Annotated in this window: 35 protein-coding genes; 2 read left to right on the forward strand and 33 right to left on the reverse strand. The window is 49.5% G+C overall.

The window, feature by feature from the left end:
* Nucleotides 1-548: 548 nt before the first annotated feature.
* Nucleotides 549-1,559 (reverse strand): cytochrome d ubiquinol oxidase subunit II, encoded by a 1,011-nt coding sequence (gene cydB / locus JUF13_RS01570; RefSeq protein WP_125765127.1) that lies wholly within the window; start codon nt 1,557-1,559, stop codon nt 549-551.
* Entirely contained in the window at nt 1,552-3,003 is a 1,452-nt protein-coding gene (locus JUF13_RS01575; protein WP_125765128.1) for a cytochrome ubiquinol oxidase subunit I, read from the reverse strand. The genes cydB and JUF13_RS01575 overlap by 8 nt, the downstream gene beginning before the upstream one ends.
* Nucleotides 3,004-3,277: 274 nt before the next feature.
* Here JUF13_RS01575 and JUF13_RS01580 point away from each other — a divergent pair, with 274 nt between their 5' ends.
* Complete coding sequence (locus JUF13_RS01580; RefSeq protein WP_203637432.1) at nt 3,278-4,222, forward strand: NAD(P)-dependent oxidoreductase; 945 nt, start codon at nt 3,278-3,280, stop codon at nt 4,220-4,222.
* 86 nt (nt 4,223-4,308) lie between these two features.
* Here JUF13_RS01580 and rfbB read toward each other — a convergent pair whose 3' ends face one another.
* From rfbB to JUF13_RS14480, 6 genes are all read right to left on the reverse strand, one after another.
* A complete protein-coding gene (gene rfbB / locus JUF13_RS01585; protein ID WP_203637433.1) occupies nt 4,309-5,337 on the reverse strand; it encodes a dTDP-glucose 4,6-dehydratase in 1,029 nt (342 codons plus the stop codon).
* 71 nt (nt 5,338-5,408) lie between these two features.
* Nucleotides 5,409-6,485: an LCP family protein gene (locus JUF13_RS01590; RefSeq protein ID WP_225893610.1), complete on the reverse strand. Its 1,077-nt coding sequence runs from the start codon at nt 6,483-6,485 to the stop codon at nt 5,409-5,411.
* 175 nt (nt 6,486-6,660) lie between these two features.
* Complete coding sequence (lplA, locus tag JUF13_RS01595) at nt 6,661-7,680, reverse strand: lipoate--protein ligase (protein ID WP_203637434.1); 1,020 nt, start codon at nt 7,678-7,680, stop codon at nt 6,661-6,663.
* A 54-nt stretch (nt 7,681-7,734) separates the two neighbouring features.
* Nucleotides 7,735-9,150: an APC family permease gene (locus JUF13_RS01600; protein WP_203637435.1), complete on the reverse strand. Its 1,416-nt coding sequence runs from the start codon at nt 9,148-9,150 to the stop codon at nt 7,735-7,737.
* A 185-nt stretch (nt 9,151-9,335) separates the two neighbouring features.
* Nucleotides 9,336-9,809: a hypothetical protein gene (locus tag JUF13_RS01605; RefSeq protein ID WP_203637436.1), complete on the reverse strand. Its 474-nt coding sequence runs from the start codon at nt 9,807-9,809 to the stop codon at nt 9,336-9,338.
* Nucleotides 9,793-9,927 carry a hypothetical protein gene (locus JUF13_RS14480; protein ID WP_263972794.1) on the reverse strand — a complete coding sequence of 45 codons (135 nt, stop codon included), beginning with the start codon at nt 9,925-9,927 and terminating at the stop codon, nt 9,793-9,795. Before JUF13_RS14480 ends, JUF13_RS01605 begins: the two co-directional genes overlap by 17 nt.
* A 605-nt stretch (nt 9,928-10,532) precedes the next feature.
* Here JUF13_RS14480 and asnA point away from each other — a divergent pair.
* Nucleotides 10,533-11,543, forward strand: coding sequence for an aspartate--ammonia ligase (asnA, locus tag JUF13_RS01610; RefSeq protein ID WP_125765136.1), 1,011 nt, complete (start codon nt 10,533-10,535; stop codon nt 11,541-11,543).
* A 73-nt stretch (nt 11,544-11,616) separates the two neighbouring features.
* Here the strand turns inward: asnA and JUF13_RS01615 are convergent, their stop codons facing one another.
* From JUF13_RS01615 to rplX, 25 genes are all read right to left on the reverse strand, one after another.
* Nucleotides 11,617-12,282 carry a potassium channel family protein gene (locus JUF13_RS01615; RefSeq protein ID WP_203637437.1) on the reverse strand — a complete coding sequence of 222 codons (666 nt, stop codon included), beginning with the start codon at nt 12,280-12,282 and terminating at the stop codon, nt 11,617-11,619.
* A 12-nt stretch (nt 12,283-12,294) separates the two neighbouring features.
* Entirely contained in the window at nt 12,295-13,647 is a 1,353-nt protein-coding gene (locus JUF13_RS01620) for a TrkH family potassium uptake protein (RefSeq protein ID WP_125765138.1), read from the reverse strand.
* A 167-nt stretch (nt 13,648-13,814) separates the two neighbouring features.
* Nucleotides 13,815-14,207, reverse strand: a complete 393-nt coding sequence (rpsI, locus tag JUF13_RS01625) for a 30S ribosomal protein S9 (protein ID WP_011668466.1) — start codon at nt 14,205-14,207, stop codon at nt 13,815-13,817.
* 14 nt (nt 14,208-14,221) lie between these two features.
* A complete protein-coding gene (gene rplM / locus JUF13_RS01630; RefSeq protein ID WP_125765139.1) occupies nt 14,222-14,665 on the reverse strand; it encodes a 50S ribosomal protein L13 in 444 nt (147 codons plus the stop codon).
* 138 nt (nt 14,666-14,803) lie between these two features.
* Complete coding sequence (gene truA, locus JUF13_RS01635) at nt 14,804-15,601, reverse strand: tRNA pseudouridine(38-40) synthase TruA (protein WP_203637438.1); 798 nt, start codon at nt 15,599-15,601, stop codon at nt 14,804-14,806.
* Between the two features lie 9 nt (nt 15,602-15,610).
* Nucleotides 15,611-16,411 (reverse strand): energy-coupling factor transporter transmembrane component T family protein, encoded by an 801-nt coding sequence (locus JUF13_RS01640; protein ID WP_203637439.1) that lies wholly within the window; start codon nt 16,409-16,411, stop codon nt 15,611-15,613.
* On the reverse strand, nt 16,404-17,276 hold the full coding sequence (locus JUF13_RS01645; RefSeq protein WP_203637440.1) for an energy-coupling factor ABC transporter ATP-binding protein: 873 nt from the start codon (nt 17,274-17,276) through the stop codon (nt 16,404-16,406). The genes JUF13_RS01640 and JUF13_RS01645 overlap by 8 nt, the downstream gene beginning before the upstream one ends.
* Nucleotides 17,252-18,088 (reverse strand): energy-coupling factor ABC transporter ATP-binding protein, encoded by an 837-nt coding sequence (locus tag JUF13_RS01650; RefSeq protein WP_203637441.1) that lies wholly within the window; start codon nt 18,086-18,088, stop codon nt 17,252-17,254. Before JUF13_RS01650 ends, JUF13_RS01645 begins: the two co-directional genes overlap by 25 nt.
* Before the next feature lie 323 nt (nt 18,089-18,411).
* Nucleotides 18,412-18,795: a 50S ribosomal protein L17 gene (gene rplQ / locus JUF13_RS01655; protein ID WP_020090123.1), complete on the reverse strand. Its 384-nt coding sequence runs from the start codon at nt 18,793-18,795 to the stop codon at nt 18,412-18,414.
* A gap of 30 nt (nt 18,796-18,825) precedes the next feature.
* Nucleotides 18,826-19,776, reverse strand: coding sequence for a DNA-directed RNA polymerase subunit alpha (locus JUF13_RS01660; RefSeq protein WP_125765144.1), 951 nt, complete (start codon nt 19,774-19,776; stop codon nt 18,826-18,828).
* Between the two features lie 87 nt (nt 19,777-19,863).
* Nucleotides 19,864-20,253 carry a 30S ribosomal protein S11 gene (gene rpsK, locus JUF13_RS01665; RefSeq protein WP_125574870.1) on the reverse strand — a complete coding sequence of 130 codons (390 nt, stop codon included), beginning with the start codon at nt 20,251-20,253 and terminating at the stop codon, nt 19,864-19,866.
* Between the two features lie 17 nt (nt 20,254-20,270).
* A complete protein-coding gene (gene rpsM / locus JUF13_RS01670; protein WP_125765145.1) occupies nt 20,271-20,636 on the reverse strand; it encodes a 30S ribosomal protein S13 in 366 nt (121 codons plus the stop codon).
* A gap of 26 nt (nt 20,637-20,662) precedes the next feature.
* Nucleotides 20,663-20,782 carry a 50S ribosomal protein L36 gene (gene rpmJ / locus JUF13_RS01675; RefSeq protein ID WP_011668476.1) on the reverse strand — a complete coding sequence of 40 codons (120 nt, stop codon included), beginning with the start codon at nt 20,780-20,782 and terminating at the stop codon, nt 20,663-20,665.
* A 29-nt stretch (nt 20,783-20,811) separates the two neighbouring features.
* A complete protein-coding gene (gene infA, locus JUF13_RS01680; protein ID WP_011668477.1) occupies nt 20,812-21,030 on the reverse strand; it encodes a translation initiation factor IF-1 in 219 nt (72 codons plus the stop codon).
* A 164-nt stretch (nt 21,031-21,194) separates the two neighbouring features.
* Nucleotides 21,195-21,845, reverse strand: a complete 651-nt coding sequence (locus tag JUF13_RS01685) for an adenylate kinase (RefSeq protein ID WP_308439862.1) — start codon at nt 21,843-21,845, stop codon at nt 21,195-21,197.
* A 90-nt stretch (nt 21,846-21,935) separates the two neighbouring features.
* Nucleotides 21,936-23,246 carry a preprotein translocase subunit SecY gene (gene secY, locus JUF13_RS01690; RefSeq protein ID WP_125765147.1) on the reverse strand — a complete coding sequence of 437 codons (1,311 nt, stop codon included), beginning with the start codon at nt 23,244-23,246 and terminating at the stop codon, nt 21,936-21,938.
* Nucleotides 23,246-23,680 carry a 50S ribosomal protein L15 gene (gene rplO, locus JUF13_RS01695; protein WP_203637442.1) on the reverse strand — a complete coding sequence of 145 codons (435 nt, stop codon included), beginning with the start codon at nt 23,678-23,680 and terminating at the stop codon, nt 23,246-23,248. Before rplO ends, secY begins: the two co-directional genes overlap by 1 nt.
* Nucleotides 23,681-23,715: 35 nt before the next feature.
* A complete protein-coding gene (rpmD, locus tag JUF13_RS01700; RefSeq protein WP_125765149.1) occupies nt 23,716-23,898 on the reverse strand; it encodes a 50S ribosomal protein L30 in 183 nt (60 codons plus the stop codon).
* A 14-nt stretch (nt 23,899-23,912) separates the two neighbouring features.
* Nucleotides 23,913-24,416: a 30S ribosomal protein S5 gene (gene rpsE / locus JUF13_RS01705; protein WP_125765150.1), complete on the reverse strand. Its 504-nt coding sequence runs from the start codon at nt 24,414-24,416 to the stop codon at nt 23,913-23,915.
* Between the two features lie 22 nt (nt 24,417-24,438).
* A complete protein-coding gene (gene rplR / locus JUF13_RS01710) occupies nt 24,439-24,804 on the reverse strand; it encodes a 50S ribosomal protein L18 (RefSeq protein ID WP_275404329.1) in 366 nt (121 codons plus the stop codon).
* 37 nt (nt 24,805-24,841) lie between these two features.
* Complete coding sequence (rplF, locus tag JUF13_RS01715; protein WP_203637443.1) at nt 24,842-25,378, reverse strand: 50S ribosomal protein L6; 537 nt, start codon at nt 25,376-25,378, stop codon at nt 24,842-24,844.
* Between the two features lie 30 nt (nt 25,379-25,408).
* The gene (rpsH, locus tag JUF13_RS01720) at nt 25,409-25,807 is read right to left on the reverse strand and encodes a 30S ribosomal protein S8 (protein ID WP_048735521.1); all 399 of its coding nucleotides are present in this window, start codon (nt 25,805-25,807) and stop codon (nt 25,409-25,411) included.
* A gap of 34 nt (nt 25,808-25,841) precedes the next feature.
* Nucleotides 25,842-26,027: a type Z 30S ribosomal protein S14 gene (locus tag JUF13_RS01725; RefSeq protein ID WP_082153261.1), complete on the reverse strand. Its 186-nt coding sequence runs from the start codon at nt 26,025-26,027 to the stop codon at nt 25,842-25,844.
* Between the two features lie 20 nt (nt 26,028-26,047).
* Complete coding sequence (gene rplE / locus JUF13_RS01730; protein ID WP_125765152.1) at nt 26,048-26,590, reverse strand: 50S ribosomal protein L5; 543 nt, start codon at nt 26,588-26,590, stop codon at nt 26,048-26,050.
* A 25-nt stretch (nt 26,591-26,615) separates the two neighbouring features.
* On the reverse strand, nt 26,616-26,927 hold the full coding sequence (rplX, locus tag JUF13_RS01735; RefSeq protein WP_125582384.1) for a 50S ribosomal protein L24: 312 nt from the start codon (nt 26,925-26,927) through the stop codon (nt 26,616-26,618).
* Nucleotides 26,928-26,954 lie beyond the last annotated feature (27 nt).

Genomic DNA, 26,954 nt, shown 5'->3' on the forward strand with positions numbered 1-26,954 from the left:
CCTAGCCCACGGGACAACCTTTGAGACCGCCTTTTGTCTCAAAGTTGAGGTGGAAGCCCGCCCTTCGGCTGGAACCGGCCCCATAGCGGGGTAGGTTGAATCCGCCGTCGAGAACGAACCACAACACAATCCAGGCCACTCCTCACGAAACACACTCACACACTATGCTAGGTTAAGTCACTGCCAACCACAGGGCTGGTGAAAACTGGGCCAGCCAAGTCCGCGTCAGTGACCAGAGGCGGATCAAAGTGCCCCGCTGTGTCGATGGTCTTAGCCGAGGTTTCTCACTCGGCTTAGTCCATGGGACAACCTTTGAGACCGCCTTTTGGCTCAAAGTTGAGGTGAAAGCCCGCCCTTCGGCTGAAACCGGCCCCATAGCCGGGCACTTTGAATCCGCCGTCGGGAACGAACTATAACACAACACGACCCAGGCCCAGGCCCAGTTTTCACCAGCTCGGCCCCGCTGGCAAAGACTGGTTTAACCAAAAATCCCCACGGCTGGAAAAGTCGTGAGGACCCGAGCACCAAACAGGTGCATTTAACTTAAATTAAGCGTTTTGCTTAGGTGAGGCCAACCGCTTGTAGAAGACCCAGTAGCTCCAGATGAAGTAGACCAAGACGATTGGAAGGATGCTAAACGCCAAGATGGTCATCAGGTGCAGCGTGTAAGGTGAACTAGAAGAGTTCTTGATCAGCAGCGAGTACGCTGGATTGTTGGCAACCATGACCCGTGGGAATAACCCATTGAAGATCAAGACAACCACACTGACCAGTGACAAACCACTGCCGATAAAGGACAGCCACTCGTGGTTCCCCAACACACCCCAGTAAGCCAAGCAGGTGAAGATGACCAAGGCAACCACAATCGCCGTGGTCGTCAGTGGCTTCTTGGCAAAGAAGTCGGTTGAGAAGTACAGCAGAATGGCAAACAGAACTTCACCCGCAAATAAGACGGGGTACAGAATCTTATTCCAGGCCAAGGCCCGTTCCCGTAATTCACCGGACGTCTTCAACCGAATGAAGTTTAACCCGTGAACCAGGGATAAGACGGTGACCGCTACCCCACCAACGATGGAGAACAGGTTGACGTAGTCGAAGAAGTGCGCGGTCATGTCCCCATTTTTATCGATAGGCATCCCGGCAATCATCGCGGTGAACAGCATCCCAAACAGGAAGGCTGCGCAGAAGCTCCCAATCGTGGAAGCCCACTCCCAGAAGTTTCGCCAGGTTGCCGTCTGCATGTTTGCCCGGAATTCAAACGAGACTCCCCGGAAGATCAGGGCGGCCAGAATTAAGAACAGCACCAGGTAGAAGCCAGAGAACAGGGTCGCATACCACATTGGAAATGAGGCGAACATGGCACCACCAGCGGTGATCAGCCAAACTTCGTTCCCATCCCAGTGCGGTCCGATTGAGCGAATCACAACATCACGTTCGGCTTCGGTCTTGGCGAAACTCTTAACGAGCATCCCCACACCAAAGTCAAACCCTTCTAGGAAGAAGAACCCACTAAACAGCACGCCGATTAAAATAAACCAGATCAGTTGATAGCTAGTCATGGTTGAACGCCCCCTTTGAGTACGGATCAAGGTCAGTATCGCCCGCCGCATACCCATCGGTATTTTCAGTATCAGGACCAGCCTTCAACGTCCGGTGACACAGAACGATCATGACCAGGCCCATGCCGGCAAACATCAGGAAGTAAACAATGTTTGATGTCAGCAGCGAGGCAACGGATACATTTGGCGAAACCGCGTCGGCAATGGTCAGTAAGCCATAGACGACCCAAGGGTAACGCCCAAATTCAGTGATGAACCAACCAGCCGTGTTGACCACAAATGGGAGCCATAGGCACAGGCCCATGATGTAGAGGAACCAGCGTTGATTCATAATCAGCTGCGACTTCTTGCGGTTAAAGAACAACCCGACAATCGCGAGCAAGGCAAACAGTGCCCCCGCCCCTGACATGATCCGGAAGCTCCAGAACAAGGTCTTGGTTGGAACGTAGTAGTTAATGTCATTACCATATTTCTTATCGTACTTGGCATGTAACTCTTTGTTAATCGTGTTCATCCCTTTGATGGTCCCGGTTGTCTTGTGGTAACTCAACAAATTCAAGACATACGGCACATCAACGGACCAAGTCGTCTTGTGTTGCTTGTTGTCGAATCCAGCAACCATTGACCATTCACCTTTATTGGTCGAGTCCTTGTAGAGCCCTTCCATAGCGGCAAATTTCATCGGTTGGTTGTTGATTAAGTAACGACTTTGAATATCCCCACTGGCAATGGACCCCAGGGAGAAGATTAAGCCAATGACCAGCGCCACGTTCAAAGACTTGCGGTAGAACGTCACGTGATCCTTCTTCAGCAGACGCCATGCGGCACAGCCGGCAATGACGAAGGAAGCGGTAACAAAAGCGCCGAAGATAACGTGCGGAAATTCACTCCACAGCTGGGGGTTACTCAAAACAGCCCCAAAACTGACCATTTGAACGTGGCCCGTTTGTTGGTTGATGATGTAGCCCAATGGATTCTGCATGAAACTGTTGGCAGCCAGAATCCATAATGCGGAAAGTGAAGACCCGAACATAACTAACCAAATAAAGAGCGTGTGGACCCACTTATTGAAGCGGTCCCAGGTAAACATCCACATCCCGATGAACGTGGATTCCATGAAGAAGGCTGCTAGCGCTTCGATGGCTAATGGTGCCCCGAAGATGTCCCCCATAAACCGAGAGTATTCAGACCAGTTCATCCCAAATTGGAATTCCTGAATAATACCAGTAACCACCCCAACGGCGAAGCTGTACAGGAACATTTTGCCCCAGAACTGCGCCATCTTCTTGTAATCCTCATCACCCTTAATCGCATACATGGTTTCCATGACGGCGACGACAAAGGCCAAGCCGATTGAAAATGGAACGAAGAAGAAGTGAAAGACAGTGGTCATTCCAAATTGGAATCGCGCTAGGCCCAGGATATCCAGACCAAGATTTAACATTTTTCTAACCTCCCCAAACGTTATTAGTGTAAATAAATAATTGCTGTCTTGGCTCTATTATATCGAGTGATAAGTCAATAAGCAATGGTTGGGCGCTAATCTACCCAAAGTTAATGGATTACATTCGAAATTTGTGTGCAATTAAGTTGTTAGTCTTCGTGACACTTTAGTCAATGTGTGTTATTTATGTAAGCGTTCTCCCTGCTTTAGCGGGATTTCTGGCAAACTCGTGCTAAAATGGAGGGGACGGCAAACGTCGAAGGAGGTTTTTTACATGACAGAACGATTATTAACCTTTCCAACCTTAAATCAAACGCAAATCACTGCCCTAACATCCCTGGGTGTCGACGTGGTTCCCGCTAGCGAGTGGGAAACCGCCACGGATATTGATATCATCTTTGGCTGGGGGCAACACGGTCCAGCCGTTCTGCAGAACCCGCAGAATCACGTGCGCTGGATTCAAACCATTAGCGCGGGTGTCGATTACCTGCCCCTCGATTGGATTAACGCCCACAATATTCAAGTCACCAACGCAAGTGGCGCCTACTCTGCGGCTATCGCGGAGTCGACGATTGGTTATTTACTTTACTTTCTGCGTGACTTTAACGACGCGGTCAAGAACCAGGCCGGCCATTTCTGGCAGGTGCCCGCACGGTCTGACCTGGCAACATTGGCCAATCAGAAGGTCGTCATCTATGGTACCGGCAGCATCGGCCAACACATCGCCGAGCTGCTGAACGGCTTTGGCAATTACCCATTTGGCGTCAACCGTTCTGGCCATGGTGTCTCTGGCTTCCAGGGCACGGTGAGTCTGGAAGATGACGCTGCGCTGGTCAAGGACGCCGACGTCATTATCAATGCCATGCCCGCGACACCGGCGACCGTTCATTACTTTAATACCGCTTACTTTGAAAAATTAAATGGCGTGCGAATTTTTGTCAACGTCGGCCGTGGAAAGTCCGTCGACGAACAGGCTCTCATGCACGCACTGCTTTACCAAAACGTGTTGAATGCCGCTTTGGATGTCTTCGAGACGGAACCCCTTCCCCGCGAATCCAAGCTGTGGGATTACCCGAACGTCCTGATCACGCCACATCAAACTGGCTTCGATGTCGATAACATCCGGCCAATCTTCGGTTACCTCAGTGATAACCTGAAGAGCTGGGAAGCCGATGGTCAACTGACTGTCAACCGTGTCGACGTCAGCCGCGGTTACTAACGTTTAGTAGGCTAACGCAAAATACGTCTCTACCCTTTTGTTGGGCGGAGACGTATTTTTTAATGGGTTTAATGATCTAGCTATTTTTACTGGCCATTCTCCCGGTACCCAGCTTCCACCCGTTCCTTATCCCCGCGCCACCACGCTTCGTGCGCCCGGTACCAGGCAATCGTTTGCCGCAAGCCCGCCGTGAAGTCGGTCACGCGTGGCTGCCAGCCCAACGATTGTTGGAGATAACTGGCATCGATGGCGTACCGAACATCGTGTCCCGGCCGGTCGTGCACGTAATCAAAAGCATCGGCTGGCTGGCCCATTAGCTTCAAAATGAGTCCCAGTACCTCGCGATTGCTGCGTTCCCCATTGGCGCCAATCAGGTAGGTTTCCCCCACCTTGCCGCGTGTCAAAATGGTCCAAACGGCGCGCGAATGGTCGTCCACGTGAATCCAGTCCCGGACGTTGGCACCGGCCCCGTATAGTTTTGGCCGCCGGTGACTCAGGATATTGGTAATTTGACGGGGAATAAATTTTTCCACGTATTGATACGGTCCATAGTTGTTGGAACAATTAGAAATCGTCGCCCTGAGCCCAAACGAACGCACCCAGGCCCGAACCAGCAGGTCGGCACCGGCCTTCGAGGCCGAATACGGACTGCTAGGATTGTAGCGCGACTGGGGCGTAAATTTTTCGCCAAAGCCGTCACCATGTCCGGGCAAGTCCTGACGTAACGGTAGGTCCCCGTACACTTCATCGGTGGAAATCTGATGGAATCGAACGGCATACTGTCGGCAGGCCTGTAACAAGGTGTAGGTGCCGATAATATTGGTCTGCATGAACGGTGCCGGGTCCAGCAACGAACGGTCATTGTGACTCTCAGCGGCGTAGTTGACCACCGCATCCGCGTCGCGCACCAGCCGGTCAACGATGACGGCATCCGCGATGTCCCCCACCACCAGGGTCACCCGATTGGCCGGCAAGCCAGCCAAGTTCTCCCGGTTACCCGCATAGGTCAGCTTATCCAAAACGGTCACGTGAACGTCGGGCTGGTGGGCCACCACGTATCGGACAAAATTAGCCCCGATAAAGCCCGCGCCACCGGTTACTAACAACTCTTTCATCACCAAAACTCCCTTCATGCAAAAAAGACACGAGAACCCCTAGTGGATTGTCGTGCCTAATTCATTTATCCTTAGTAGCCGTTACCAGGTCCACCATTACCGGAATCCCCCGTGCCACCATTGTCAGAGCTGGTCGTTGTCGTGCTCCCAGTCGTGCCAGACGTGGCGTCCATCTGGGCAATGGTTCCCGTGGACTTGTGGGCCAAACTCAGGGCATTCCGAATGTAATTCGTCACGCGCTGAAGCTCGGTCTTTGAGGCCACTTCCATACTTTGGCCGTTAATCGTTTCGCTCGTCCCTTGCAGGTGAGTCGTCTTGACGCTAGAGATTGCCTTACGATAATTCGTCGCCAGAGCCGTCAAATCGTTAAAGGTCAGATCCGTCTGTGTTTGTTTGGATAACGAACTGATAAAGCTTTGATTTAACAGCGATGTAATTGAGTTCGACTTGCCAAGTAAGGCCATGATGACCTTCCGTTGCCGCGTTTGCCGCCCGTAATCGCCGAGCGGATCATCGTCACGCATCCGGGAGTAGGCCAAGGCCTTTTTCCCATTCATGTGGGTCTGAACACCCTTCTTAAACGAGTAACCCCCGTAGCTAAAGCTCAGGGTTGGCTTTAGCGTCACCCCGCCAACTTCATCAATGATTTTTTCCATCCCACCCATGTTGATGATGGCATAGAAGTCAATTGGGACGTTCAACATGTCCTGCACGGTCGTAATCGCCGTCTTGGATTTCCCGTAGGCATAGGCCGCGTTGATCTTGGAAATCCCGTAATCCTCGTAACCAGGGATGTTGACCGCCGTATCCCGTGCCAGACTGGTAATCGTGGTCTTATTCGTGGTCGGATTGATGGTGACCACCATCATACTATCCGTCCGCCCGGCAAATGTCCGACCGAGGGCCCCGGTATCCGTCCCCATCAGGAGAATCGACACGGGTTCCTTATCCTTTAAGACCTGGTTCACGTTCCGGAGTTTCTTAACCCCGGAGGCTTTGTAGGTCTGGTCGACGCTGTCCTTGATGCCTTGGTACTTTTTCATCCCGTAGGCCACGCCACCCCCGATTAAAGCAATGATCAAGATGATGATAATATTACGAATTGGATGTCTCTTACGACGCGGCCGTTGCCGCTTTTCCATTTCCATGGTTTGGTACCCACCCTTTCAGCCCAGCCGGAATTGTCACGGCTGGCGGATTCTATTTATAATCGACTTGACCATTATAGGGGTTAAGTCTTAACGTGACCTAAGTTCTGCGGAACCTTAAGAAAAAAGCAAAGCGCTACCGTCGCAACAGTAACGCTTCGATGACGTCTTTCACTTAAGCCTGAGGCTGCTTGGCCAAGAGATCGACCAGGTCAGTGGCCGGAATCTTGCCAAAGTAACTAGCCACATCCAACTGATCAAAGACCGCCTGAATCGCAGTCGGCGTGTACGGAATCCCGGTCAACTGTTGGGTAACCTCTTCAATTGGCAATTGGCCAAAGAAGTCCCCATGAATCTGGATGGCTTTGATTTTCCCCTGGTCCACATCGAGGTCAAACTCAACGGTGCCGGCTGGGAAATGCTGGCGACGGGTCAACGAATAGGCCGGATCATTCCCGTAGATCCAATCCCAATTGTTAAAGTACTGGTCGGCTAAGGCCTTCACCCCAGCCTTATCGGTCGCCGTCAGCTCGTATTGCTGGGCCTGACTTAAATCGCTGACACCCAGAATCTCTTTGGCCAGGGTGTCCCGGAACTCTTCGATGGTTAAATGTTGGTACTCGGGCGCACAGTAAGGTTTCAAATTGGTAACCCGACTCCGCACGGACTTGATACCCTTAGTCGCCAACTTGTCGGCTGGGACCTGTAGGGCGTGGGCAATTTGTGACTGGTCCACGTCATACATCAAGGTGCCATGAGAAAACATGCGGCCATTCTCGACGTGCATGGCGTTGCCGGAGAACTTCTTACCGTCAATCGTCAGGTCATTGCGCCCCGTCATGGCAGCACCGGTTGCGCCCATTTGATGAAGGGCCTTAATCACGGGATCCGTGAATCGCTTGAAGTTGCCCACGGCATCCCCGTCATCCTTGGTAATGAAGCTAAAGCTGACGTTCCCCAGGTCGTCGTACACGGCGCCCCCACCGGACGTCCGCCGGGTCAAGATAATGTTGTGGTCCTTCACATATTGTTGGTTGATTTCTGCCAGGACGTTTTGATAACGCCCGACAATGATGCACGGTGAATTCACATAGAAGTACAGGATGGGTTCCGTCAAATCGGCGTGCTCCATCAGGTACGTTTCAATCGCTAAATTTTGGCGAATATCTAAACTTGGGCTTGCTAGGTAACGCATCAAGTCATCCCTCTCGATAAGTCTATAACTATTCTACCACGAAAAATGAAAGCGTTACCCAGCTTGTGAAATTTCTCGAACGCGGCTGTGGTGATACCCATAAGACACGTAGACAATCAGGCCGATGACGACCCAGACGCCAAAGGCTTCCCAGGTAAAGGCCTGCAGCTGCGTCATCAGGTAGACACACGCCAGGAATGAGGCAATTGGCAGGTACGGATACAGGGGCACCTTAAACGAGGTGTCCAGATTCTTAAACCGTTCATCATGGCGCAGGAAGACGATTCCCAATGAAACCATGGCAAACGCCGACAACGTCCCAATGTTGACCAATTCCGCAATCTTATCGATGGGAATCACGGCCGCAAAGACACTGGCAATGGCCCCAAAAATCCAGGTGTTGGCCACGGGCACGTGCGTCTTCGGATTTAATTTCTTCAGTGAAGCTGGCAACAGGCCGTCACGGCTGATAGCAAACAATAGCCGGGTGCCTCCGTAGGACATCACGATCAACACGGTCGTCATCCCCACGATAGCCCCAAAGGAAATCACGCCCGATGCCCAGTTCTGATGGATCAACGTCAACGCTAAGGCCACGGGATCGGCCACGTTCAGCTTGGTGTAGTGCACCACGCCAACCAAGACGGCCGACAGACTCACATACAGAACGGCGGCCACCAAGAGCGAGCTGATAATCCCAATCGGCATGTTGCGCTTGGGATTCTTGACTTCTTCACTAGCGGTCGACACGGCATCAAACCCGATGTAGGCGTAGAATGCCACGGCCGCCCCCTTGAAGATACCGCTCGTTCCAAAGGGTAAGAACGGATTGTAGTTCGCTGGTTTAACGTAAAAAATAGCAATTCCGATAAATAATAAAATAACCAAGATTTTAACGATCACCATGATGTTGTTGATCTTGGCCGACTCCCGAATGCCCTTCGAGAGCAACCAGGCCACCAACATGGTAATGACTAAGGCCACGACGTCGATGCCGCCGCCCTTAACCCCAGCGGTCCCGGCCGCAGCCTGCAGGAACGGTGGGAGTTTTAAACCAAAACCGGCTAAGAGGTTCTGGAAATAAGAGGACCAGCTCACAGCCACCGAGGACACCGCAAATAGGTATTCAGAAATAAGCGCCCACCCGAGAATCCAGGCCGCAAACTCACCAAAGACCGCGTAAACATAGGTATACGCACTCCCGGCAAGCGGGATGGTAGAAGAGAACTCGGAGTAACACAGGGCAGCCATTGCACAAACGACAACGGCAATCAGGTAGGACAACATGACCCCGGGTCCGGTATAGTTGGCGGCAATCAGGCCGGGCGTGATAAAGATTCCGGACCCCACGATGGCCCCAATTCCCATGGTGGTCAGACTAAACGCCGTCAGCGTCTTTTCCAGACCCGTTTTCTTGTATAAATCCGTCTGCACCTGTTTCTTAATAAAGAGTTGCTTTGGTCGTCCCAAGTCGACCCCTCCTTCCAAATGATTAATGAGAATTTGATTAAACCAATTATCATAGTCTAATTTCATTTGGTCGCAATGTCAAGTGAAAAATCGCCTGAAAGCGGATAACTGTGGGCTTAATTGCTGATTTTGTCCCTAAAGCTCGTGCGGGATGGTTGACGCCATTAATCTCTCAGAAAGCGGTACTAAATCCGCGGCCGTTCCCGGCGGCCCCCACCAACCGGTGCCATATCTAGAAAAGTGCTGAGCTTATTCTCAAAGGCTGCTTCCTTGTGGGGGAGCTGGGGATGCCGTTGGGCCAGTTGCACCAGTCGCTGATAATTCCGCGGCCCCAACGCCTGTACCTTGTGATCCCGGTCAGCAATCACCTTGGTCACGACCGTTGCCGCATTGTTCGCACCGTATTCCACACACCGTGTTGCCGCAGAATATTTGCGATGACGGTCCCGGTCAATCAGGATGTCATACCCCACCCGGTGCTTGGACTTTTGCCCCATGTGATGATCACTGATGCGAATCTCTTTCAACACATCATGGTCCAGGTGTAAATACAGGCTGGGGGTCCGATGACTAGTGACGCGCACGTGAACACCGGCGGCCCGTAGCTGAACAATAATCGTGCGAATCAGGACCTTCAACTGGTCATCGGTCATTTTCATGGGAAACCTCCTGTTGGTGAATCCGCTCAGTCATGGTACTGCCAAATTCCAACGCCTTGGCCGCGCCATTCAACTGGCCGGCCATGATGAATAAGTCCTCAACGTGCATGCTGGTCATCCCCTACTCCCTTAAATTATTCCCAGCATACCCTGCCAACTAACGATGGGTCTAGACCCTTTCACCCGCCTACAGGGAATCTTAAACTCTGATAATTTTAATTATCAAAACACCCATTTTAGCCCCATTGCGGCACCGTTCTCAAAAAAAATAACATTTTTTGGCCGATCATTTTCTTCTACTAGTGCCGTTTATTTGATGAGGGACCAACCAGAAAAAATCTCGCTAAATTCTAATTTAGGCATTTACAATTTTCAAAATGGTGCTAGTATTAATGCCACAAGATAAAAAACGCAGGAAAGAGGAGTAAGTTTAATCAGCCTGTCAGTGAGTTGGGACTTAGTGCAAACCCAATCAGTGCTTGATTTTTCCGAAAAACACTTTCTTAGTTGCTTCCTGAAATGACGCTGTCACGCTAGGGTAAGCCGTTAACCGGTACGTTACCATCGGTGGAGTATGTTTGTACTCTGATTGAGCTGGCCGATCATTTGGATCGACAACTTGGGTGGTACCGCGAAAAGGTTTTTCGTCCCTTGATTTTACACAAGGGATGGAAAACCTTTTTGTTTTATCTTAAATCAGGCCCCAAGAAGGAGAAAAAGCTTATGCATTTAATTATTCCAAAATCATACGATCCAAAGTTATCCGTTCGGGAAACGCAGACTGCCATTCGTTACATTCGGGAAACTTTCCAAGAAGAATTCGGTAAGCAACTGAACCTGTCTCGCCTGTCCGCCCCCATGTTTGTGGAAAAAGCCACTGGGTTAAACGACAACCTGAACGGCATCGAAAAGCCCGTGTCCTTCACCATGGCCGACATGGGCGCCGACGACACGATTGAAATCGTCCACTCCCTGGCAAAATGGAAGCGGGTCGCTCTTAAGCGTTACGGCTTTAACCTGCATGAAGGCCTGTACACCAACATGAACGCCATCCGTAAAGACGAAGACCTCGACAACTTCCACTCCGCTTACGTGGACCAATGGGACTGGGAAAAGGTCATCACCAAGGAAGAACGGACCGAAGCCACGTTGAAGCAAACGGTGCGGACCATCTTCAAGGTGATCAAGCACATGGAACACGAAGTTTGGTACAAGTTCCCCGAGGCCGTACACCACTTGCCAGACGAGATTCACTTCATCACAACGCAAGAATTGGAAGACATGTACCCAACCATGACGCCGCGGGAACGCGAGAATGCCATTAGCAAGAAACTCGGTTGCGTCTTCCTGATGAAGATTGGGGACGCCCTAAAGAGTGGCAAACGTCACGACGGCCGCGCACCCGACTACGATGACTGGCAATTAAACGGGGACATCATGTTCTGGTACGAACCGTTACAACAAGCCATCGAAATCTCCAGCATGGGTATCCGGGTCGACGCTGCTTCCATGAAGCGTCAACTGAAGCTGGCTCACGCCGAAGACCGCCTCAGCCTCCCTTATCACCAAATGGTCTTGAACGAAGAGGTTCCTTACACCATTGGTGGTGGGATCGGTCAATCCCGTCTCTGCATGTTATTGCTGGGTAAGGCCCACGTCGGTGAAGTTCAAGCTGCCCTGTGGCCTCAAGAAATGATCGATAAATGTGAAGCCAACGGGATTCATTTACTTTAATCCTAACTAAAAAGTCACGTTTCAGATAGCCGCTAACCGGTTATTTGAAACGTGACTTTTCTATTGTAGAAATTTATTTTTTTAACGTCTCATCCAGCTTCTCAACGTTGGCAATGGGTCCGACCACCGTGAGTACGTCATGCAGCTGCACGATGTCCGTGGGTTGCGGGGAGATGTTGATGGCGTGGCCGTGTTGAATCGCAATCACGGTCAAATCAAAGCGTTGCCGCAGGTTTAATTTGACCAGGTCCTGATTCACAAAGTTCGGGTCGGTGATGACGACTTCGGCCAGCGTGTACTCATCGCTGAGATCAATGAAGTTCAAGATGTGATTCGACAGGAGCTTACGCACGATGCTGTGCCCCATGTCGCGTTCGGGGAAGATCACTTGATCCGCCCCCACACGCTTCAATACGCGGCCGTGGTCGCTGGTTTCGGCCTTGGCAATCACCTTCTGGGCGCCGAGTTCCTTGGTCAACATGGTCGTCAAAATGCTGGCTTCCATGTTATTGCCGATGCCAACAATGACGTAATCAAAGGTGTCGATGTTCAGACCGCGCAAGACGTCCTCATCGCGGGTATCCGCAATCAACGTCTGCGTGGCGATGTCCATCATTTCGTTGACCGGTTCCTCGCGAACGTCCACTGCAAGCACGTCTTGATGCGCCTCCACGAGCGTTTGCACGACGCTCTGACCGAAGCGGCCGAGCCCCAGGACCGCAAAACTTTTCTTTGTCATGGTAAAACCTTCCTAACCAATTAAAATGTTTTCTTCTGGATAACGAATCAGGTTGACCTTGGTCTGCCGCTTAGACAGCGAGTACAGCGACGTGAAAATACCGACCCGACCGACAAACATCAGCATCATGATCACTAATTTACCGATCACCGTTAGATGTGGGGTCAACCCCAGGCTCAGCCCCACGGTCCCAAACGCCGACAGCACTTCAAACACGATGTACTCGAGCCCAAAGCCCTTCGGAATCTTTTCCGTCTGTGTCAAGATCAGCGTGGCCACGACAATCACAACACTGGCCAGGAACACCAGTAACAACGCCCGACTAATGTTAGTTTGACTAAAGCGCCGGCGACTGAATTCAACGTCCTTCTTGCCCCGTAATTGGGCAATACTTTGGAGCATCAAGACCCCAAACGTCGTGGTCTTGATCCCCCCGGCAGTCGATCCGGGCGTCCCACCAACAAACATCAGAATCATAATCAAAAAGATACTCCCGGACTGTAGGTCATTCGTCGGCAAGGTAATCAGCCCCGCGGTTCGTGGTGTGACACTGAGGAACAGCGTATTGACGGTCCGGTTGAACCAGGACGTGTTCTTCGGCAACAACGAGAGGTCCCGCTCCGTGATCAGCAATAGGACAAACCCAACGACGAACAGCGTGCCGGTCGTGACCAACGTCAACTTCGAGTTCAGGCTCAGGCGTTTGCGCTCATGATACAGCAGGAGGTCCCGCCAAACCAGGAAGCCCAGTCCCCCACCAATAATCAGAATAATCGTGACAATCAGGAGGTACGAGTCATCGCGAAAGCCCATCAGGCTGTTTCCAAAAATATCGAACCCGGCGTTACAAAATGACATCACCGCGTGGTAGACCGACGCATACAGGCCCCGTTTCCACCCGTAACGCGGAATAAAGTCAAACGTGAGTAAACACGCACCCCCAAGTTGGAAGAGCGCAGAGAGGCCGACAACGTATCTCATGACGCTCTTGGTGTCGCTCAAATTTTCCAAATTCAGGGATTCCTTCACCATCAGCTGCGTCGACAGGTCGAGGTTGCGCCGAATGATGTTAAAGAGGAGCACGGCGAAGGTCATGTATCCCAAGGCCCCAATTTCGGACAAGCCCAAAATAACCACCTGACCAAAAAAAGACCAGTGTTCGGCCGTGTTGACGACCGTGAGCCCGGTGATACAGGTGGCCGAGGTCGCCGTAAATAAGGTATTAATAAAGGCGGTGCCGCGCATCCCGTTGGTGGCGATAGGCAGACTCAGTAGCACTGTGCCAATCGTAATCAGGAAGATGAACCCCCACACCATCTTTTTGGACAATGTATCAAATAATCTTGAATGCGTAATTTTTTCCATAATTTCCCATTCCTATTCGCTATTCTCTTCAGCTTAAGACAATCACGCGGGGAAAACAATACCCATTTCCAGTCAGGCCACTGACCTCCCAAACGGTTGACTGCATCGCACAAAAAAATCCCCACCAACTGAATGGTGAGGATTTCCAAATCGAAAATATCGAAATATTAACGCTTTGAGAATTGTGAAGCCTTACGTGCCTTCTTCAGACCTGGCTTCTTCCGTTCCTTCATACGAGCGTCACGAGTCAAGAGACCCGCACGCTTCAATGGGCCACGGAAATCTGGGTCAACTTCGAGCAATGCCCGAGCAATCCCATGACGAGTTGCGCCGGCTTGACCGGAGAACCCACCACCGCGAACAGTAACTAATGCATCATAGTTACCGAGCGTTTCCGTAACGTTGAATGGTTGTAAAACAACTTCACGGATACTTGCGAATGGAATGTAATCTTCGATTGCCTTGTTGTTCATAACAATTTTGCCTGAGCCGGGTACTAAACGTACACGAGCAGAGGAGTTTTTACGACGGCCAGTGCCGCGATATTGAACTTGTGCCAATTTGGTTTTCCTCCTTAGATAAGGTTAGTAATGTCTAATACTTCTGGCTTTTGTGCTTCGTGCTTGTGGTCTTCACCAGCATACACGTGAAGCTTCAATGCCATTTGGTGACCTAAGGAGTTCTTAGGAAGCATGCCTTGTACAGAAGTTTCGATCAACTTTTCTGGGTTTTCGGCCCGGAAGTTACCGGCAGTCCGTGACTTTAAGCCACCAGGAAAACCAGTGTGGTGATAGTAAATCTTGTCGGTAGCCTTACGACCAGTTAAAGCGACTTTGCTAGCGTTGATGATGATTACGTTATCACCAGTGTCCACGTTAGGGGTGAACGTTGGCTTGTTCTTACCACGTAATACAGATGCAACGACTGAAGCAAGCCGACCTAAACTAACGTCGGTTGCGTCGACAATGTACCATTTGCGATCAATGTCGCTAGGTTTTGCAATATAAGTTGTACGCACGTTAAATTCCTCCATAAATCTGTGTTTGTCTGACACCAAGTAAACTTTCCGGGGCTTATCGTGGGGCAAACAATACCAACAACCATAATACAAAGTTTTACCCATAAAGTCAATGATTGTTTGTCCCCCGAACGAAATTTACCGCTGATGTTGGGGTAATTTCGTCGGATGCGCCGGGTCCTCTCCTTGATAATACACGTGTTTCAAATATAGTCCAGCCGCTGGCACCGTTCGCCGAGCCTGCTTGCGGTCCTTGACTTTGTACAAACGTAAAATATCATGCACGGGCCGCGTCCCGGAGCCAATTTCGACTAGGACGCCGACCATGATCCGCACTTGATTGTACATAAAGCCATTGCCATAAAATTCAAAGACCAATTCATTGTTGGCCTGATCGATGTGGCAAGTAGCCTCGTAAATGGTCCGGACAAAGGTTCGTGTCTGCGCTCCAGAGGCCACAAAGCTGGTAAAATCATGTTCCCCAATTAAGTCCGCCAAGGCAAGCTTAATTTTTTCCAAATCAACGGGAAATTTCCACTGGCCAGTATAATTTCGTTTGAAAGGGTTGCGGAACTCCCCCATGTCCATCCGGTAAAGGTACCGCTTGCCTGACACGTTGTAGCGCGCATGAAAGTCTGGTGCGGCCAACTCGACCTTGGTGACCTCCATATCCATCGGTAACATGCTGTTTAAGCCCTTGCGCATGTTCTCCGCGGGGATGTCAAAGGGAAAGTCGAAATGGGCCACCTGCGCCAAGGCATGGACCCCAGCGTCGGTCCGCCCTGATCCGTAGATGACGATGGCGGGCGTTGGATTCTTGGCCATTTTGTTGATGACCTTCGTCAAAACGCTCTCCACCGTGCGTTTGTGCGGCTGCCGCTGGAAACCAGCGAAGTCAGTCCCATCATACATAAAAGTTACTTTATAACGTTGCATCAGATCCTCCTACCAACGACGACAAGCGAGAATCGCCGCAAATCCAAGTAAAAATAATAACCACGTAATCGTGTCTCGCTTCTGCCACGTTAAAATACGATACTGCGTGCGGTGCTCGCTGTCCTGATACCCCCGCGCTTCCATCGCCGTCGAGAGGTCTTCGGCCCGGTTAAAGGCACTCATAAACAGGGGCACCATCAACGGAATCAGAGACTTGGCCTGTTTAAATAGACCACCTTCGCCAAAGTCCACCCCTCGGGCCCGCTGCGCATTCATAATCTTCTCAGCTTCATCCATCAACGTCGGCACGAACCGCAGCGCAATCGACAGCATCATGGCCAGCGTATCCACGGGCACCCGAACCCACCGCAAGGGTTTCATCAAAGAAGCCAGGCCGGTCGCAATGTCCAGGGGCTGCGTCGACAGCGTCAGCAAGGTTGACATCATAATAATGAGCAAAAAACGAATGAAAATATAGCCCGCATTGATCAGGCCAAACTGGGTCACATTAATAAAGGCCCAGTGAAAGTACGCATGCCCGCCAACCGGGCTGAACAATAGCTGTAAAATCACGGTAAAGACGATCAACCACAGTAGCGGCCGAATCCCCCGCAGGAAAAAGCCCAAACTAATTTTAGACGCGAGAATCGACCCAATCGTCAGCGCAATCAGAATCGCATAACTCAAGGGATTGTTCGCGAGAAAGACTAAAATAATATAGCAGAAACTCAACATCAGTTTTGCCCGGGGGTCCAGTCGATGAACGACCGAATTCAACGGCAAATACCGCCCAAAGATAAATTTAGACATGGTCGGCCCCCTTTGCTGGCCACCGTGCCGTAATCTGATCAGCTAGCTGTTCAGCCGTCAGCGGTAAGGGGTCCCAAGTCAATCCGCGCTGAGCCAACCGCTGCGCAAACTGAGCCGCTCGAGGAACATCCAGCTGATTGGCTCGTAACCAATCGGGGTCCGCAAAGACCTCCTGTGGCTGGCCATACTTCACGAGCTTGCCCTCACGCATCACGGCGACCTGCTCGGCATACTGGGCGACGTCTTCCATCTGATGAGTGACCAACACAATCGTTAGCCCCTGCTCCCGGTGAAGCCGCTCAAACAACGCCATCATCGCTTGTCGCCCCTGGGGATCGAGTCCCGCGGTCGGCTCGTCTAACACCAACACCTGCGGCCGCATCGCCAAAACACCGGCAATGGCGACCCGACGCATCTGCCCGCCAGAAAGCTCGAACGGTGACCGCTCAGCATAACTCGCATCAAGCCCCACTGTGGTTAACATTTCGTCGGCCAACGCATTGGCGTCTGTCTCACTCATGCCAAAATTTTGGGGCCCGAAGGCAATATCCTTGCGAATGGTCTCCTCAAATAACTGGCTTTCGGGGAACTGAAACACCATGCCCACGTGTTGCCGCAACGGCTTGAGATCCGCATTGGTCGTACTCGGCGTCACGGTAAAGTCATCCACGTGAATCTCCCCGGCAGTGGGTTTGAACAACGCATTCAGCTGCTGAATCAGCGTCGATTTGCCACTCCCAGTATGCCCAATGATGGCTAGGTAGCCGTGATCGGGCACCGAAAAGGAAACGTCTTCGATGGCGGTGTGAGCCATGGGTGTGCCAGCCTGGTACGTATAGGTTACGTGTTCGAAAGAGATTGCCACAACCATTCCTCCATTTCCGCCGTCGTTTGGTACCCCGCTGGGGGGGTGATGCCGCGCTGTTGCAAGGCCTGTTTTAATTTTGCTGTAAACGGTAGATCAAGTCCCATCTCAATGAGACCTGCCCCCCGCGCAAAAATTGTCGCCGGCTGCGCTTCTTCAATCAGCTGCCCATCGTCAATGACTAAAATGCGGTCAGCTCCAGCGGCCTCGTCAATGTCATGCGTGATAGAAATCACCGTTAGATGTTGCCGTTCCCGTAGCTGACGAACCAGCGCCAACATATCACTTCGTCCCTGGGGATCCAACATGCTGGTTGCCTCATCCAGGATCAGAATTTCTGGTGCAATAGCTACAATCCCAGCCAACGCGACCCGCTGCTTTTGCCCGCCAGACAGTGAGCTGGGTTCACGTTGCGCAAAGTCAGCCATACCAACTTCAGCCAGTGCCGCCTTAACACGGGGCAACATTGTGGTCCGTGGCACTTGGCGATTCTCCAGTCCAAAGGCAACATCATCCTCAACGGTCGCACCGACGAATTGATTGTCAGGATTCTGGAAAATCATGCCAATCTTACTGCGAACGTCCCAAACGGTTTCCGGCGTTAATTTGACGCCATCCACGGTGATGGTGCCTTCAGTGAACGGCAATAAGCCGTCTAGGGACTTCGCTAAGGTCGATTTACCACTCCCGTTGTGTCCGACAATGGCTAACCACTCACCGGCGTGTACGTCGAAACTAACGTCCTTTAACGCCGGCCGTTGTTCTTCGCCATATTTATATGAAAGATGCTTCACTTCAATGATATTTGCCATCCGCGTTATTAATTCTCCTAGTGAAAAAGTCACCGCTAATTATATCAAAGTTTTGGACAATACCGAAGTGTTCCGCCAGTTTTGTTACCAGATTGTGAAAGCCTCCGTCATCACGCGCCAAAAAATCCTGAGAACGCAAAAAATCGGCACAAAAAAAATCACTAACAAACCAGCGGCGCTGAGGCATATGCCCCCATTCAAGCTAGACTCGGAAAGAATTCCCCATCATCGTAGCGCTCTATACCACATGGTTCTAGTGATTAATTTGTAACCGATTCACCACGTTTAAGGACGTGATCACTCCTTGAACCGTCTAACTAAAATTAGTCAACGAATTCCAAGATGGCCATAGCAGCGCCATCACCGCGACGAGGCATCGTCTTTAAGATACGCGTGTAACCACCGTTACGATCAGCGTACTTAGGTGCCAATTCGCTAAATACCTTTTGTAAAGCACTAGTGACAACGACATCGTCGCCATCTTCTTTAACATCTGCAACAACGTTACGGATGAAAGCAGCGGCTTGACGACGAGCGTGTAAGTCGCCTTGCTTACCCAAGGTAATCATTTGGTCAGCCGTCTTGCGAACTTCCTTAGCGCGTGCTTCGGTCGTTTCAATGCGGCCGTTCAAGATTAAACTAGTGGTCAAATCGCGTAATAAGGCACGACGTTGAGAACTAGTCCGTTGTAATTTACGGTAACTCATAACCAGAAACCCTCCTTTGAGTGTCTAAAATTAGTCTTCCTTCCGAAGTGACAAACCTAAGTCAGCTAACTTAGCCTTAACTTCTTCAAGGGACTTGCGACCCAAGTTACGAACCTTCATCATGTCTGCTTCAGTCTTGTTGTTCAATTCTTGGACCGTGTTGATACCAGCACGCTTCAAGCAGTTGTAAGAACGAACGGACAAGTCGAGCTCTTCGATGGTCATCTCAAGCATCTTTTCCTTGTGAGTTTCTTCCTTTTCAACCATGATTTCCGCATTCTTAGCTTCGTCAGTCAGGTCGACAAACATAGCCAAATGTTCGGTCAAGATCTTTGCAGCCAGAGCAATGGCTTCGCTTGGATTAATTGAACCATTCGTCCAAACATCCAGGGTCAATTTATCGTAGTCAGCCCGTTGGCCAACCCGTGCATTCTCTACTTGGTAGTTAACCCGTTCGATTGGGGTGTAAATGGAATCCACAGCTAAGACACCAATTGGCATATCAGTGTTACGAGTTTTGTTCTCGTCAGCAGAGACATATCCCCGGCCCTTATCTGCAGTCATTCGCATGTGGAACGTTGCCCCATCTGCAACTGTAGCAATGTACAGATCTGGGTTCAAAACGTCAACGTCGGCACCAGCAACAATATCACCAGCGGTGATTTGAGCAGGTCCCTTAACGTTGATCTCCATCGTTTCTTCTTGATCGTCGGCACCGTTCAACTTCAGCGCAATCTTCTTAACGTTCAAGATGATTTGCGTGACGTCTTCTACGACTCCTTCGACAGTCGAAAACTCATGCAGAACCCCGTCGATTTGAATGCTGGTAACAGCTGCACCAGGTAATGATGAAAGCAGAATCCGACGTAAGGAATTGCCAAGCGTTGTCCCGTAACCACGTTCCAACGGTTCAACAACAAACTTACCGTAGTTGCTACTTTCGTCAATTTTATGAATGTTAGGCTTTTCAAATTCAATCATTCTTATCGTTTACCCCTTTCAAACCGCGTTGAGCTCCTATAAGTCAATCCCATCATGAAGGTTGCCCTCATTAATGAAACGCTCACGTTAAACCCGACGGCGCTTTGGAGGACGAGTACCATTATGAGGCACTGGCGTAACGTCACGAATAGCCGTAACTTCGATACCAGCAGCTTGGATTGCCCGGATAGCAGCTTCACGTCCTGAACCAGGACCCTTGACAGCAACTTCAACGGACTTAACACCGTGTTCTTGTGATGCTTTAGCAGCGGCTTCAGCGGCCATTTGTGCAGCAAATGGCGTTGACTTCCGACTACCCTTGAACCCTAAGGCACCAGCTGATGACCAAGCAATAGCGTTCCCTTGAACGTCAGTGATCATAACTAATGTGTTGTTAAACGTAGCATGGATGTGTGCAACACCGGATTCAATATTCTTCTTGACCCGACGCTTGCGACTAGTTTTTCTAGTAGCCATAAAGTGATAACCCTCCTTTACTTCTTCTTACCTGCAACGGAAACGGCTTTACCCTTCCGAGTGCGGGCATTGTTTTTGGTGTGTTGGCCGCGAACAGGCAAACCGCGACGGTGACGCATTCCACGATAAGAACCGATTTCTTGCAAGTTCTTGATGTTCAGGCTAACTTCACGACGTAAGTCACCTTCGACCTTGTACTTGTCAACTTCGGCACGAATCTTGTCTTCTTGATCAGGTGTCATATCGCGAACCCGAACGTCTTCTGATACTCCAGCATCCGCAACAATCTTGTGCGCGGTGTTGATACCAATACCAAAAATGTAAGTTAAACCGTAAGCGATTTTCTTATCACGTGGTAAATCCACTCCAGCAATACGTGGCATTTAAGTGCACCTCCTATAAATTGAAATTACTTACCCTGGCGTTGTTTATGCTTAGGGTTGGCTGAGCAAATAACCATTACTCGACCCTTACGCTTGATAACCTTGCAGTGTTCGCACATTGGCTTAACTGATGGTCTTACTTTCATGAATATCCCTCCTACATCTGTCCAGGCGGTTACTTAAACCGATAAGTAATCCGGCCTTTAGACAAGTCATACGGTGACATTTCAACAGTTACTCGGTCACCAGGCAGAATCCGGATGTAGTGCATCCGAATCTTACCGGAAACGTGAGCGAGAATCTCATGACCGTTTTCTAATTCGACCCGAAACATTGCGTTAGGCAATGTTTCGGTAACTTTACCTTCGACTTCGATGACATCGCTTTTCGCCACGAAAGTACCTCCCTTTTAATTGCGTGTAAAGTACACGTAAAAGCGGTAGAGACAACAACTTGCCCCCACCTAGCACCTGTGAATTGCGACAGCGCGCCATTTACAGGCTAAACCTGAATAAGCTTACCATAATTCTCACGAAGACGCAAGAACTATGACACTTCCTACAGGTTCTTCAGGATCTTTTCGATGTCGACGTACACGTCATCGATGTCACGGTCACCATCAACAGTGAACAATAAGTCCTTCTTGGTGTAGTACTCAATCAGCGGCGTATTTGCTTTCAAATTCACTGCCAAACGATTCTTCACCGTTTCAGGCTTATCGTCTTCCCGTTGATAGAAGTCATGACTACCACAGACATCACAAGTGCCTTCAACTTTAGGCTGTTTGTACAGCTTATGGTAGGTTGCCCCACAGTTGCGGCAGATATAACGACCAGAAAGGCGTTCAACCAAGACATCTGGCTCAACGTGAATATTGATCACGGCGTTGATGGTCCGATCCAGTTCAGGGCCAAACGTGTTTAACGCTTCGGCTTGAACAATGGAACGGGGGAACCCATCCAACATGAACCCGTCTTTGGTATCATCCTGAGCTAACCGGTCACGAACAATGCCGTTCGTCACTTCGTCCGGTACCAGTTCACCTTTATCGATGAACTTCTTAGCAGCCAAGCCCATTTCAGTTTCGTTCTTCATCGCTTCACGGAAGATGTCTCCCGTAGAAATATGCGGTAAGTGGAACTCCTTGATAATCTTTTCGGCTTGAGTACCTTTACCGGCACCTGGTAAACCCATGAGGATCAAATTCATTGCTGTCATGTTCGTTCTCCTTATTCGAAAATTTGCCCGAAAAACACAAGCAGGTGTGCTAAATAGATCAACACACCCGCTGGAAACTCATTAAGCTGGTTCTGGATCTTGGATAAAGCCAACGTATTCGCGCTTCATCATTAATCCGTCAACTTGCCGCATGGTTTCGATAGCAACACCAACGACGATTAAGAGGCTGGTACCACCTAAACCAATTGACTCATCTAAGTCCCAAAGGTTTTGGGCTAATAACGGAATCAAGGAAATGAATCCAAGGAAGAGTGCCCCAACAGTGCTGAGACGCATCAATAGGTTGGAAACATATGATTGTGTTTCGTGACCAGGCCAAACACCAGGAATGTAGCTCCCCTGCTTTTGCAGGTTCTCAGCTAACTTTTCTGGGTTAACTTGTACGAACGCATAGAAGAACGTGAACACAATGATCAGAACAGTGTACAAAATGGCACCATCGAACGTTTGCATGTTGAAGACATCCGTTAAGGTTTGGTACCAAGCATCTTGAGAGTGGGTGTTTTGGAACGCCATCAGAATAGTCTGTGGCGTGGCAATAAACGAACTCGCGAAGATGACGGGGATAACCCCGGCAACATTGACCTTTAATGGAAGGTAGCTACTATCCGGCGAACCAGATACGCGACGTGTGTATTGCATAGGGACACGCCGTTCGGCTTGCTGAACCCAGGTGGTAAAGGTCACAATGACCAAAACCAAGACGATTAAAGCTAAGACGAAGATAACACTCTTCCATAAGGTTCCCTTATCGGCATCGACAAAGTAAGTTTGGTAAAGCTTGTAAACAGAAGTTGGCGTCCGAGCAATGATACCCGCAAAGATAATCATTGAAATCCCGTTCCCTAACCCACGATCTGTAATCATATCACCCATCCAAGTAGTTAACATCGTCCCACCAGTTAGGATTAACCCAATTGATAAGTACGTTGCAACGCTTGGATTTTGAACCAATTTCAGTGAACTTAAGGCACTGAAACCAGCCGTGATACCGATGGATTGAACGAATGCTAATGCAATCGCTAAGTATCGTGTGGCTTGATTCAATTTCCGTCGACCAGTATCCCCTTGCTTGCTCCATTCAACGAAGCGCGGAACGATGTCCATTTGTAGCAATTGAATAACGATTTGTGCAGTGATGTATGGTGAAACCCCCATCGCAAAGATGGAATAGTTTGTTAACCCACCACCACTGAAGGTATCTAAAATACTAACCAATCCAGAAGACGCAACGCTTTGAAGTGCCTTTGCGTTAATGCCGGGGACGGTAATATAAGTACCCAACCGAAAGACAATCAAAACCAATAGAGTAAAGAGAATTTTTTTACGAATGTCTTTAATCTTAAAGGCGTTTTTCAAGCTTGATAGCATTAAATCACCTCAGTTTTACCACCAGCAGCCTCGATAGCTTGGGCGGCTGACTTGGAGAACTTAGCGGCTTTCACCGTCAACTTCTTCGTTAACTCACCGTTACCCAAGATCTTAACACCGGACTTTTCGTTTTTAACGATACCGGCTTCAACCAGGGCAGCTGGAGTCACTTCAGCACCATCATCAAAGACGTTCAAAGCAGCTAAGTTTACGACAGCAAATTCCTTACGGTTAATGTTGGTAAACCCACGCTTTGGGATCCGACGGTACAATGGCATTTGGCCACCTTCAAAACCCAAACGAGTCTTGCTACGAGCCTTTTGACCCTTTTGGCCACGACCAGAGGTCTTACCATTACCAGATGAATCACCACGGCCAACCCGGTTACGAACCTTCCGTGAGCCTTCAGCAGGTTTTAATTCATTCAACTTCATGCTATTGCGCACCTCCTTATTTAATGATATGAAAACTATTTAACTTCTTCAACCTTAATTAAATGTGCAACTTGGAAAAGCGCACCGCGGGTAGCTTCATTGTCTGGTTGTAAAACCGTGCTGTTAACACGGTGTAAACCTAAAGCTTCCACAATCTTCCGCTGTTTAGGGAGGCGGTGAGCAACACTATGAATTAAAGTAACTTTTAATTGAGCCATTTTAATACCCCTCCTTATTCAGCTAAGTGTTGAAGAGAGACACCACGGAGAGCGGCAACTTCTTCAGCACGCTTCAACTGAGCCAAACCATCAAAGGTGGCCCGGACAGCGTTGACTGGCGTGTTAGAACCTAAACGCTTAGAAGTAACGTCAGCGACACCAGCTAATTCCATGACGGAACGAACTGAGCCACCAGCAGTAACCCCGGAACCTTCAGCGGCAGGCTTGAGCATAATCTTGCCCCCACCGTATGAACCGAGAACTTCGTGAGGAATGGTCGTTCCCACGATAGGTACTTCGATCAGGTTCTTACGAGCGGCTTCAACGGCTTTACGGATAGCTTCTGGAACTTCTTGAGCTTTACCAGTACCAAAGCCAACGTGACCGTTCTTATCGCCGACGATGACAAGAGCAGAGAACCGGAGACGACGGCCACCCTTTACAACCTTAGTGATACGGTTGATAGCAACGACGTTGTCTTCAAGCTCTAACTTGTCAGGATCAATAAATTTTGCCATGTGTGGTTATTCCTCCTTACTGTTAAAATTTCAGCCCATTTTCGCGAGCAGCTTCTGCCAATGCTTGAACACGGCCATGGTACAAGTACCCACCACGATCAAACACAACATTGCTAATTTTCTTTTCGACAGCGCGCTTAGCAACTAAAACACCAACAGCCTTAGCTTGGTCGGTCTTGTTGTCACCATTCACATCACTATCTAACGTCGAGGCACTAACAAGCGTGACACCCGCTACGTCATCAATGACTTGAGCGTAGATGTTTTTGTTAGAGCGGAAAACGTTTAAGCGTGGGCGTTCTGCAGTTCCAGAAATTTTGTTCCGGACACGCATATGACGCTTTTGACGTGTCTTATTCTTATCTGGTTTCGTAATCAAAATAGTCACCTCTTTGTAGAATTATCAGCATTAAGCTGCGTTAATGTTACTTACCAGTTTTACCTTCGCGGATACGAACGTATTCGTTTTCGTAACGGATACCCTTACCCTTGTAAGGTTCTGGTGAACGAACGGCACGGATTTCAGCAGCGAAGTCACCGACTTCTTGCTTACTAATACCGGAAATGTTGATAGTGGTGTTATCCGGAACCTTAACTTCCAAGGTTTCTGGGATAGCCATTTCAACTGGGTTGGAATAACCAACGCTCAATACCAAGGTCTTACCCTTAGCTTGAACACGGTAACCAACACCGACCAGCTTCAAGGTCTTAGCAAAGCCATTGACAACACCTTCAACCATGTTGTTCAAGTTAGCCCGCTGAGTCCCATGAAGGGCCCGCGTCTTGTTGTTGTTATCTGGACGATCAAAGTCAACTGCACCGTCGCTGATCTTCATCGTAATGAAGTCAGAGAAAGTCCGAGTTAAGGAACCCTTAGGACCCTTAACCGTTACTTGATCACCATCGCGTTTAACTTCAACGCCGGCTGGGACGTTGACAGTTTTATAACCAATACGACTCACTGTAAGGCACCTCCTATCTTCTTAAAAGTTTTACCAAACGTAGGCGAGAACTTCGCCACCGATTTTCTTGGCGCGCGCTTCTTTATCAGTAATTACACCTTCAGAGGTGGAGATAATAGCGATACCCAAACCGTTTAATACCTTTGGTACAGCGTCGGCTTTAACGTATGAACGTAAGCCGGGCTTTGAAATACGCTTTAAACCACTGATGACACGTTGGTTATCCTTACCGTACTTGAGGAATACGCGGATGATGCCTTGCTTGTCATCATCGATGTATTCAACGTTGCGGATGAAACCTTCGCGCTTCAGGATTTCAGCGATGTCGCGTTTAATTGTTGATGCAGGTACTTCGAGTGATTCGTGGCGAACCATGTTCGCGTTACGAATCCGCGTCAAGAAGTCTGCAATAGGATCAGTCATGGACATTAACGTTTACCCTCCCTTTGTTTAAAATTCCGTTTTACCAACTAGCCTTCTTCATGCCAGGAATTTGACCCTTGTGGGCTAATTCCCGCATGCAGATACGGCAAAGATGGAACTTTTGATAAACAGAGTGTGGACGTCCACAACGTTCGCAACGAGTATAATTCTGAGTAGAGAACTTCGCAGGACGCTTGTTCTTAGCAATTTGAGATTTCTTAGCCAATTTGTGTGAACCTCCTTTTATTAGTGTGCAAACGGCATACCGAATTGAGTCAGTAATTCACGTGACTCTTCATCAGTGTTAGCCGTCGTAACGATAACGATGTCCAAACCACGAACACGGTTAACGTTATCAAAGTTAATTTCTGGGAAAATCAATTGTTCCTTAACACCCAGAGTGTAGTTCCCACGACCATCAAAGGCCCGGGTACTTACACCACGGAAGTCACGAACACGTGGCAATGACACGTTGATTAATTTGTCCAGGAATTCGTACATCCGGTCACCGCGGAGGGTAACCTTAGCACCGATTGACATACCTTCACGAAGACGGAAAGTGGCGATTGACTTCTTGGCCTTAGTAACCAATGGCTTTTGACCAGAAATCAAGCCCAACTCTTCAACGGCTTCGTCCAGGTTCTTAGCGTTGGAAACAGCATCACCAACACCCATGTTCAAAACGATCTTTTCGATCTTCGGCGTTTGCATAACAGAACTGTAACTGAACTTTTCCACCAATGATGGGGTAATTTCATTTACGAATTTTTCTTTTAAACGAGCTGACATGAAATTATGTTCCTCCTTTCAAAGATTATTTGTCGATGGTTTCGCCGGACTTCTTAGCGAAACGGACTTTGTGACCATCTTCTACTCGAACGCCAAGCCGGGTTGGTTCGTTGTTCGAAGGATCGATGAGCATAACGTTGGATGCGTGAATTGGCGCTTCGATATCAATGATCCCGCCTTGGGGGTTTGATTGAGTAGCTTTTTGGTGCTTCTTAATCATGTTGATACCTTTAACGATCACGCGGTTCTTAGCATTCAGGACCTTAGATACAGTTCCTTCTTTGCCTTTATCTTTGCCAGCGATCACGCGGACCTTGTCACCAGTTTTAATAAGCATTCCTGTGGGCACCTCCTTGTTAAACGT

The organism is Levilactobacillus wangkuiensis (genome assembly GCF_016861605.1).
GTDB classification, from domain to species: domain Bacteria; phylum Bacillota; class Bacilli; order Lactobacillales; family Lactobacillaceae; genus Levilactobacillus; species Levilactobacillus wangkuiensis.

Coding starts and splice junctions, on each gene's coding strand:
- cydB (WP_125765127.1), bottom strand. CDS start 1,559: ATGACTAGCTATCAACTGATCTGGTTTATTTTAATCGGCGTGCTGTTT.
- JUF13_RS01575 (WP_125765128.1), bottom strand. CDS start 3,003: ATGTTAAATCTTGGTCTGGATATCCTGGGCCTAGCGCGATTCCAATTT.
- JUF13_RS01580 (WP_203637432.1), top strand. CDS start 3,278: ATGACAGAACGATTATTAACCTTTCCAACCTTAAATCAAACGCAAATC.
- rfbB (WP_203637433.1), bottom strand. CDS start 5,337: ATGAAAGAGTTGTTAGTAACCGGTGGCGCGGGCTTTATCGGGGCTAAT.
- JUF13_RS01590 (WP_225893610.1), bottom strand. CDS start 6,485: ATGGAAATGGAAAAGCGGCAACGGCCGCGTCGTAAGAGACATCCAATT.
- lplA (WP_203637434.1), bottom strand. CDS start 7,680: ATGCGTTACCTAGCAAGCCCAAGTTTAGATATTCGCCAAAATTTAGCG.
- JUF13_RS01605 (WP_203637436.1), bottom strand. CDS start 9,809: ATGAAAATGACCGATGACCAGTTGAAGGTCCTGATTCGCACGATTATT.
- JUF13_RS14480 (WP_263972794.1), bottom strand. CDS start 9,927: ATGACCAGCATGCACGTTGAGGACTTATTCATCATGGCCGGCCAGTTG.
- asnA (WP_125765136.1), top strand. CDS start 10,533: ATGCATTTAATTATTCCAAAATCATACGATCCAAAGTTATCCGTTCGG.
- JUF13_RS01615 (WP_203637437.1), bottom strand. CDS start 12,282: ATGACAAAGAAAAGTTTTGCGGTCCTGGGGCTCGGCCGCTTCGGTCAG.
- JUF13_RS01620 (WP_125765138.1), bottom strand. CDS start 13,647: ATGGAAAAAATTACGCATTCAAGATTATTTGATACATTGTCCAAAAAG.
- truA (WP_203637438.1), bottom strand. CDS start 15,601: ATGCAACGTTATAAAGTAACTTTTATGTATGATGGGACTGACTTCGCT.
- JUF13_RS01640 (WP_203637439.1), bottom strand. CDS start 16,411: ATGTCTAAATTTATCTTTGGGCGGTATTTGCCGTTGAATTCGGTCGTT.
- JUF13_RS01650 (WP_203637441.1), bottom strand. CDS start 18,088: ATGGCAAATATCATTGAAGTGAAGCATCTTTCATATAAATATGGCGAA.
- rplQ (WP_020090123.1), bottom strand. CDS start 18,795: ATGAGTTACCGTAAATTACAACGGACTAGTTCTCAACGTCGTGCCTTA.
- JUF13_RS01660 (WP_125765144.1), bottom strand. CDS start 19,776: ATGATTGAATTTGAAAAGCCTAACATTCATAAAATTGACGAAAGTAGC.
- rpsK (WP_125574870.1), bottom strand. CDS start 20,253: ATGGCTACTAGAAAAACTAGTCGCAAGCGTCGGGTCAAGAAGAATATT.
- rpsM (WP_125765145.1), bottom strand. CDS start 20,636: ATGCCACGTATTGCTGGAGTGGATTTACCACGTGATAAGAAAATCGCT.
- rpmJ (WP_011668476.1), bottom strand. CDS start 20,782: ATGAAAGTAAGACCATCAGTTAAGCCAATGTGCGAACACTGCAAGGTT.
- JUF13_RS01685 (WP_308439862.1), bottom strand. CDS start 21,845: ATGAATTTGATCCTCATGGGTTTACCAGGTGCCGGTAAAGGTACTCAA.
- secY (WP_125765147.1), bottom strand. CDS start 23,246: ATGCTATCAAGCTTGAAAAACGCCTTTAAGATTAAAGACATTCGTAAA.
- rplO (WP_203637442.1), bottom strand. CDS start 23,680: ATGAAGTTGAATGAATTAAAACCTGCTGAAGGCTCACGGAAGGTTCGT.
- rpmD (WP_125765149.1), bottom strand. CDS start 23,898: ATGGCTCAATTAAAAGTTACTTTAATTCATAGTGTTGCTCACCGCCTC.
- rpsE (WP_125765150.1), bottom strand. CDS start 24,416: ATGGCAAAATTTATTGATCCTGACAAGTTAGAGCTTGAAGACAACGTC.
- rpsH (WP_048735521.1), bottom strand. CDS start 25,807: ATGTCCATGACTGATCCTATTGCAGACTTCTTGACGCGGATTCGTAAC.
- rplE (WP_125765152.1), bottom strand. CDS start 26,590: ATGTCAGCTCGTTTAAAAGAAAAATTCGTAAATGAAATTACCCCATCA.
- rplX (WP_125582384.1), bottom strand. CDS start 26,927: ATGCTTATTAAAACTGGTGACAAGGTCCGCGTGATCGCTGGCAAAGAT.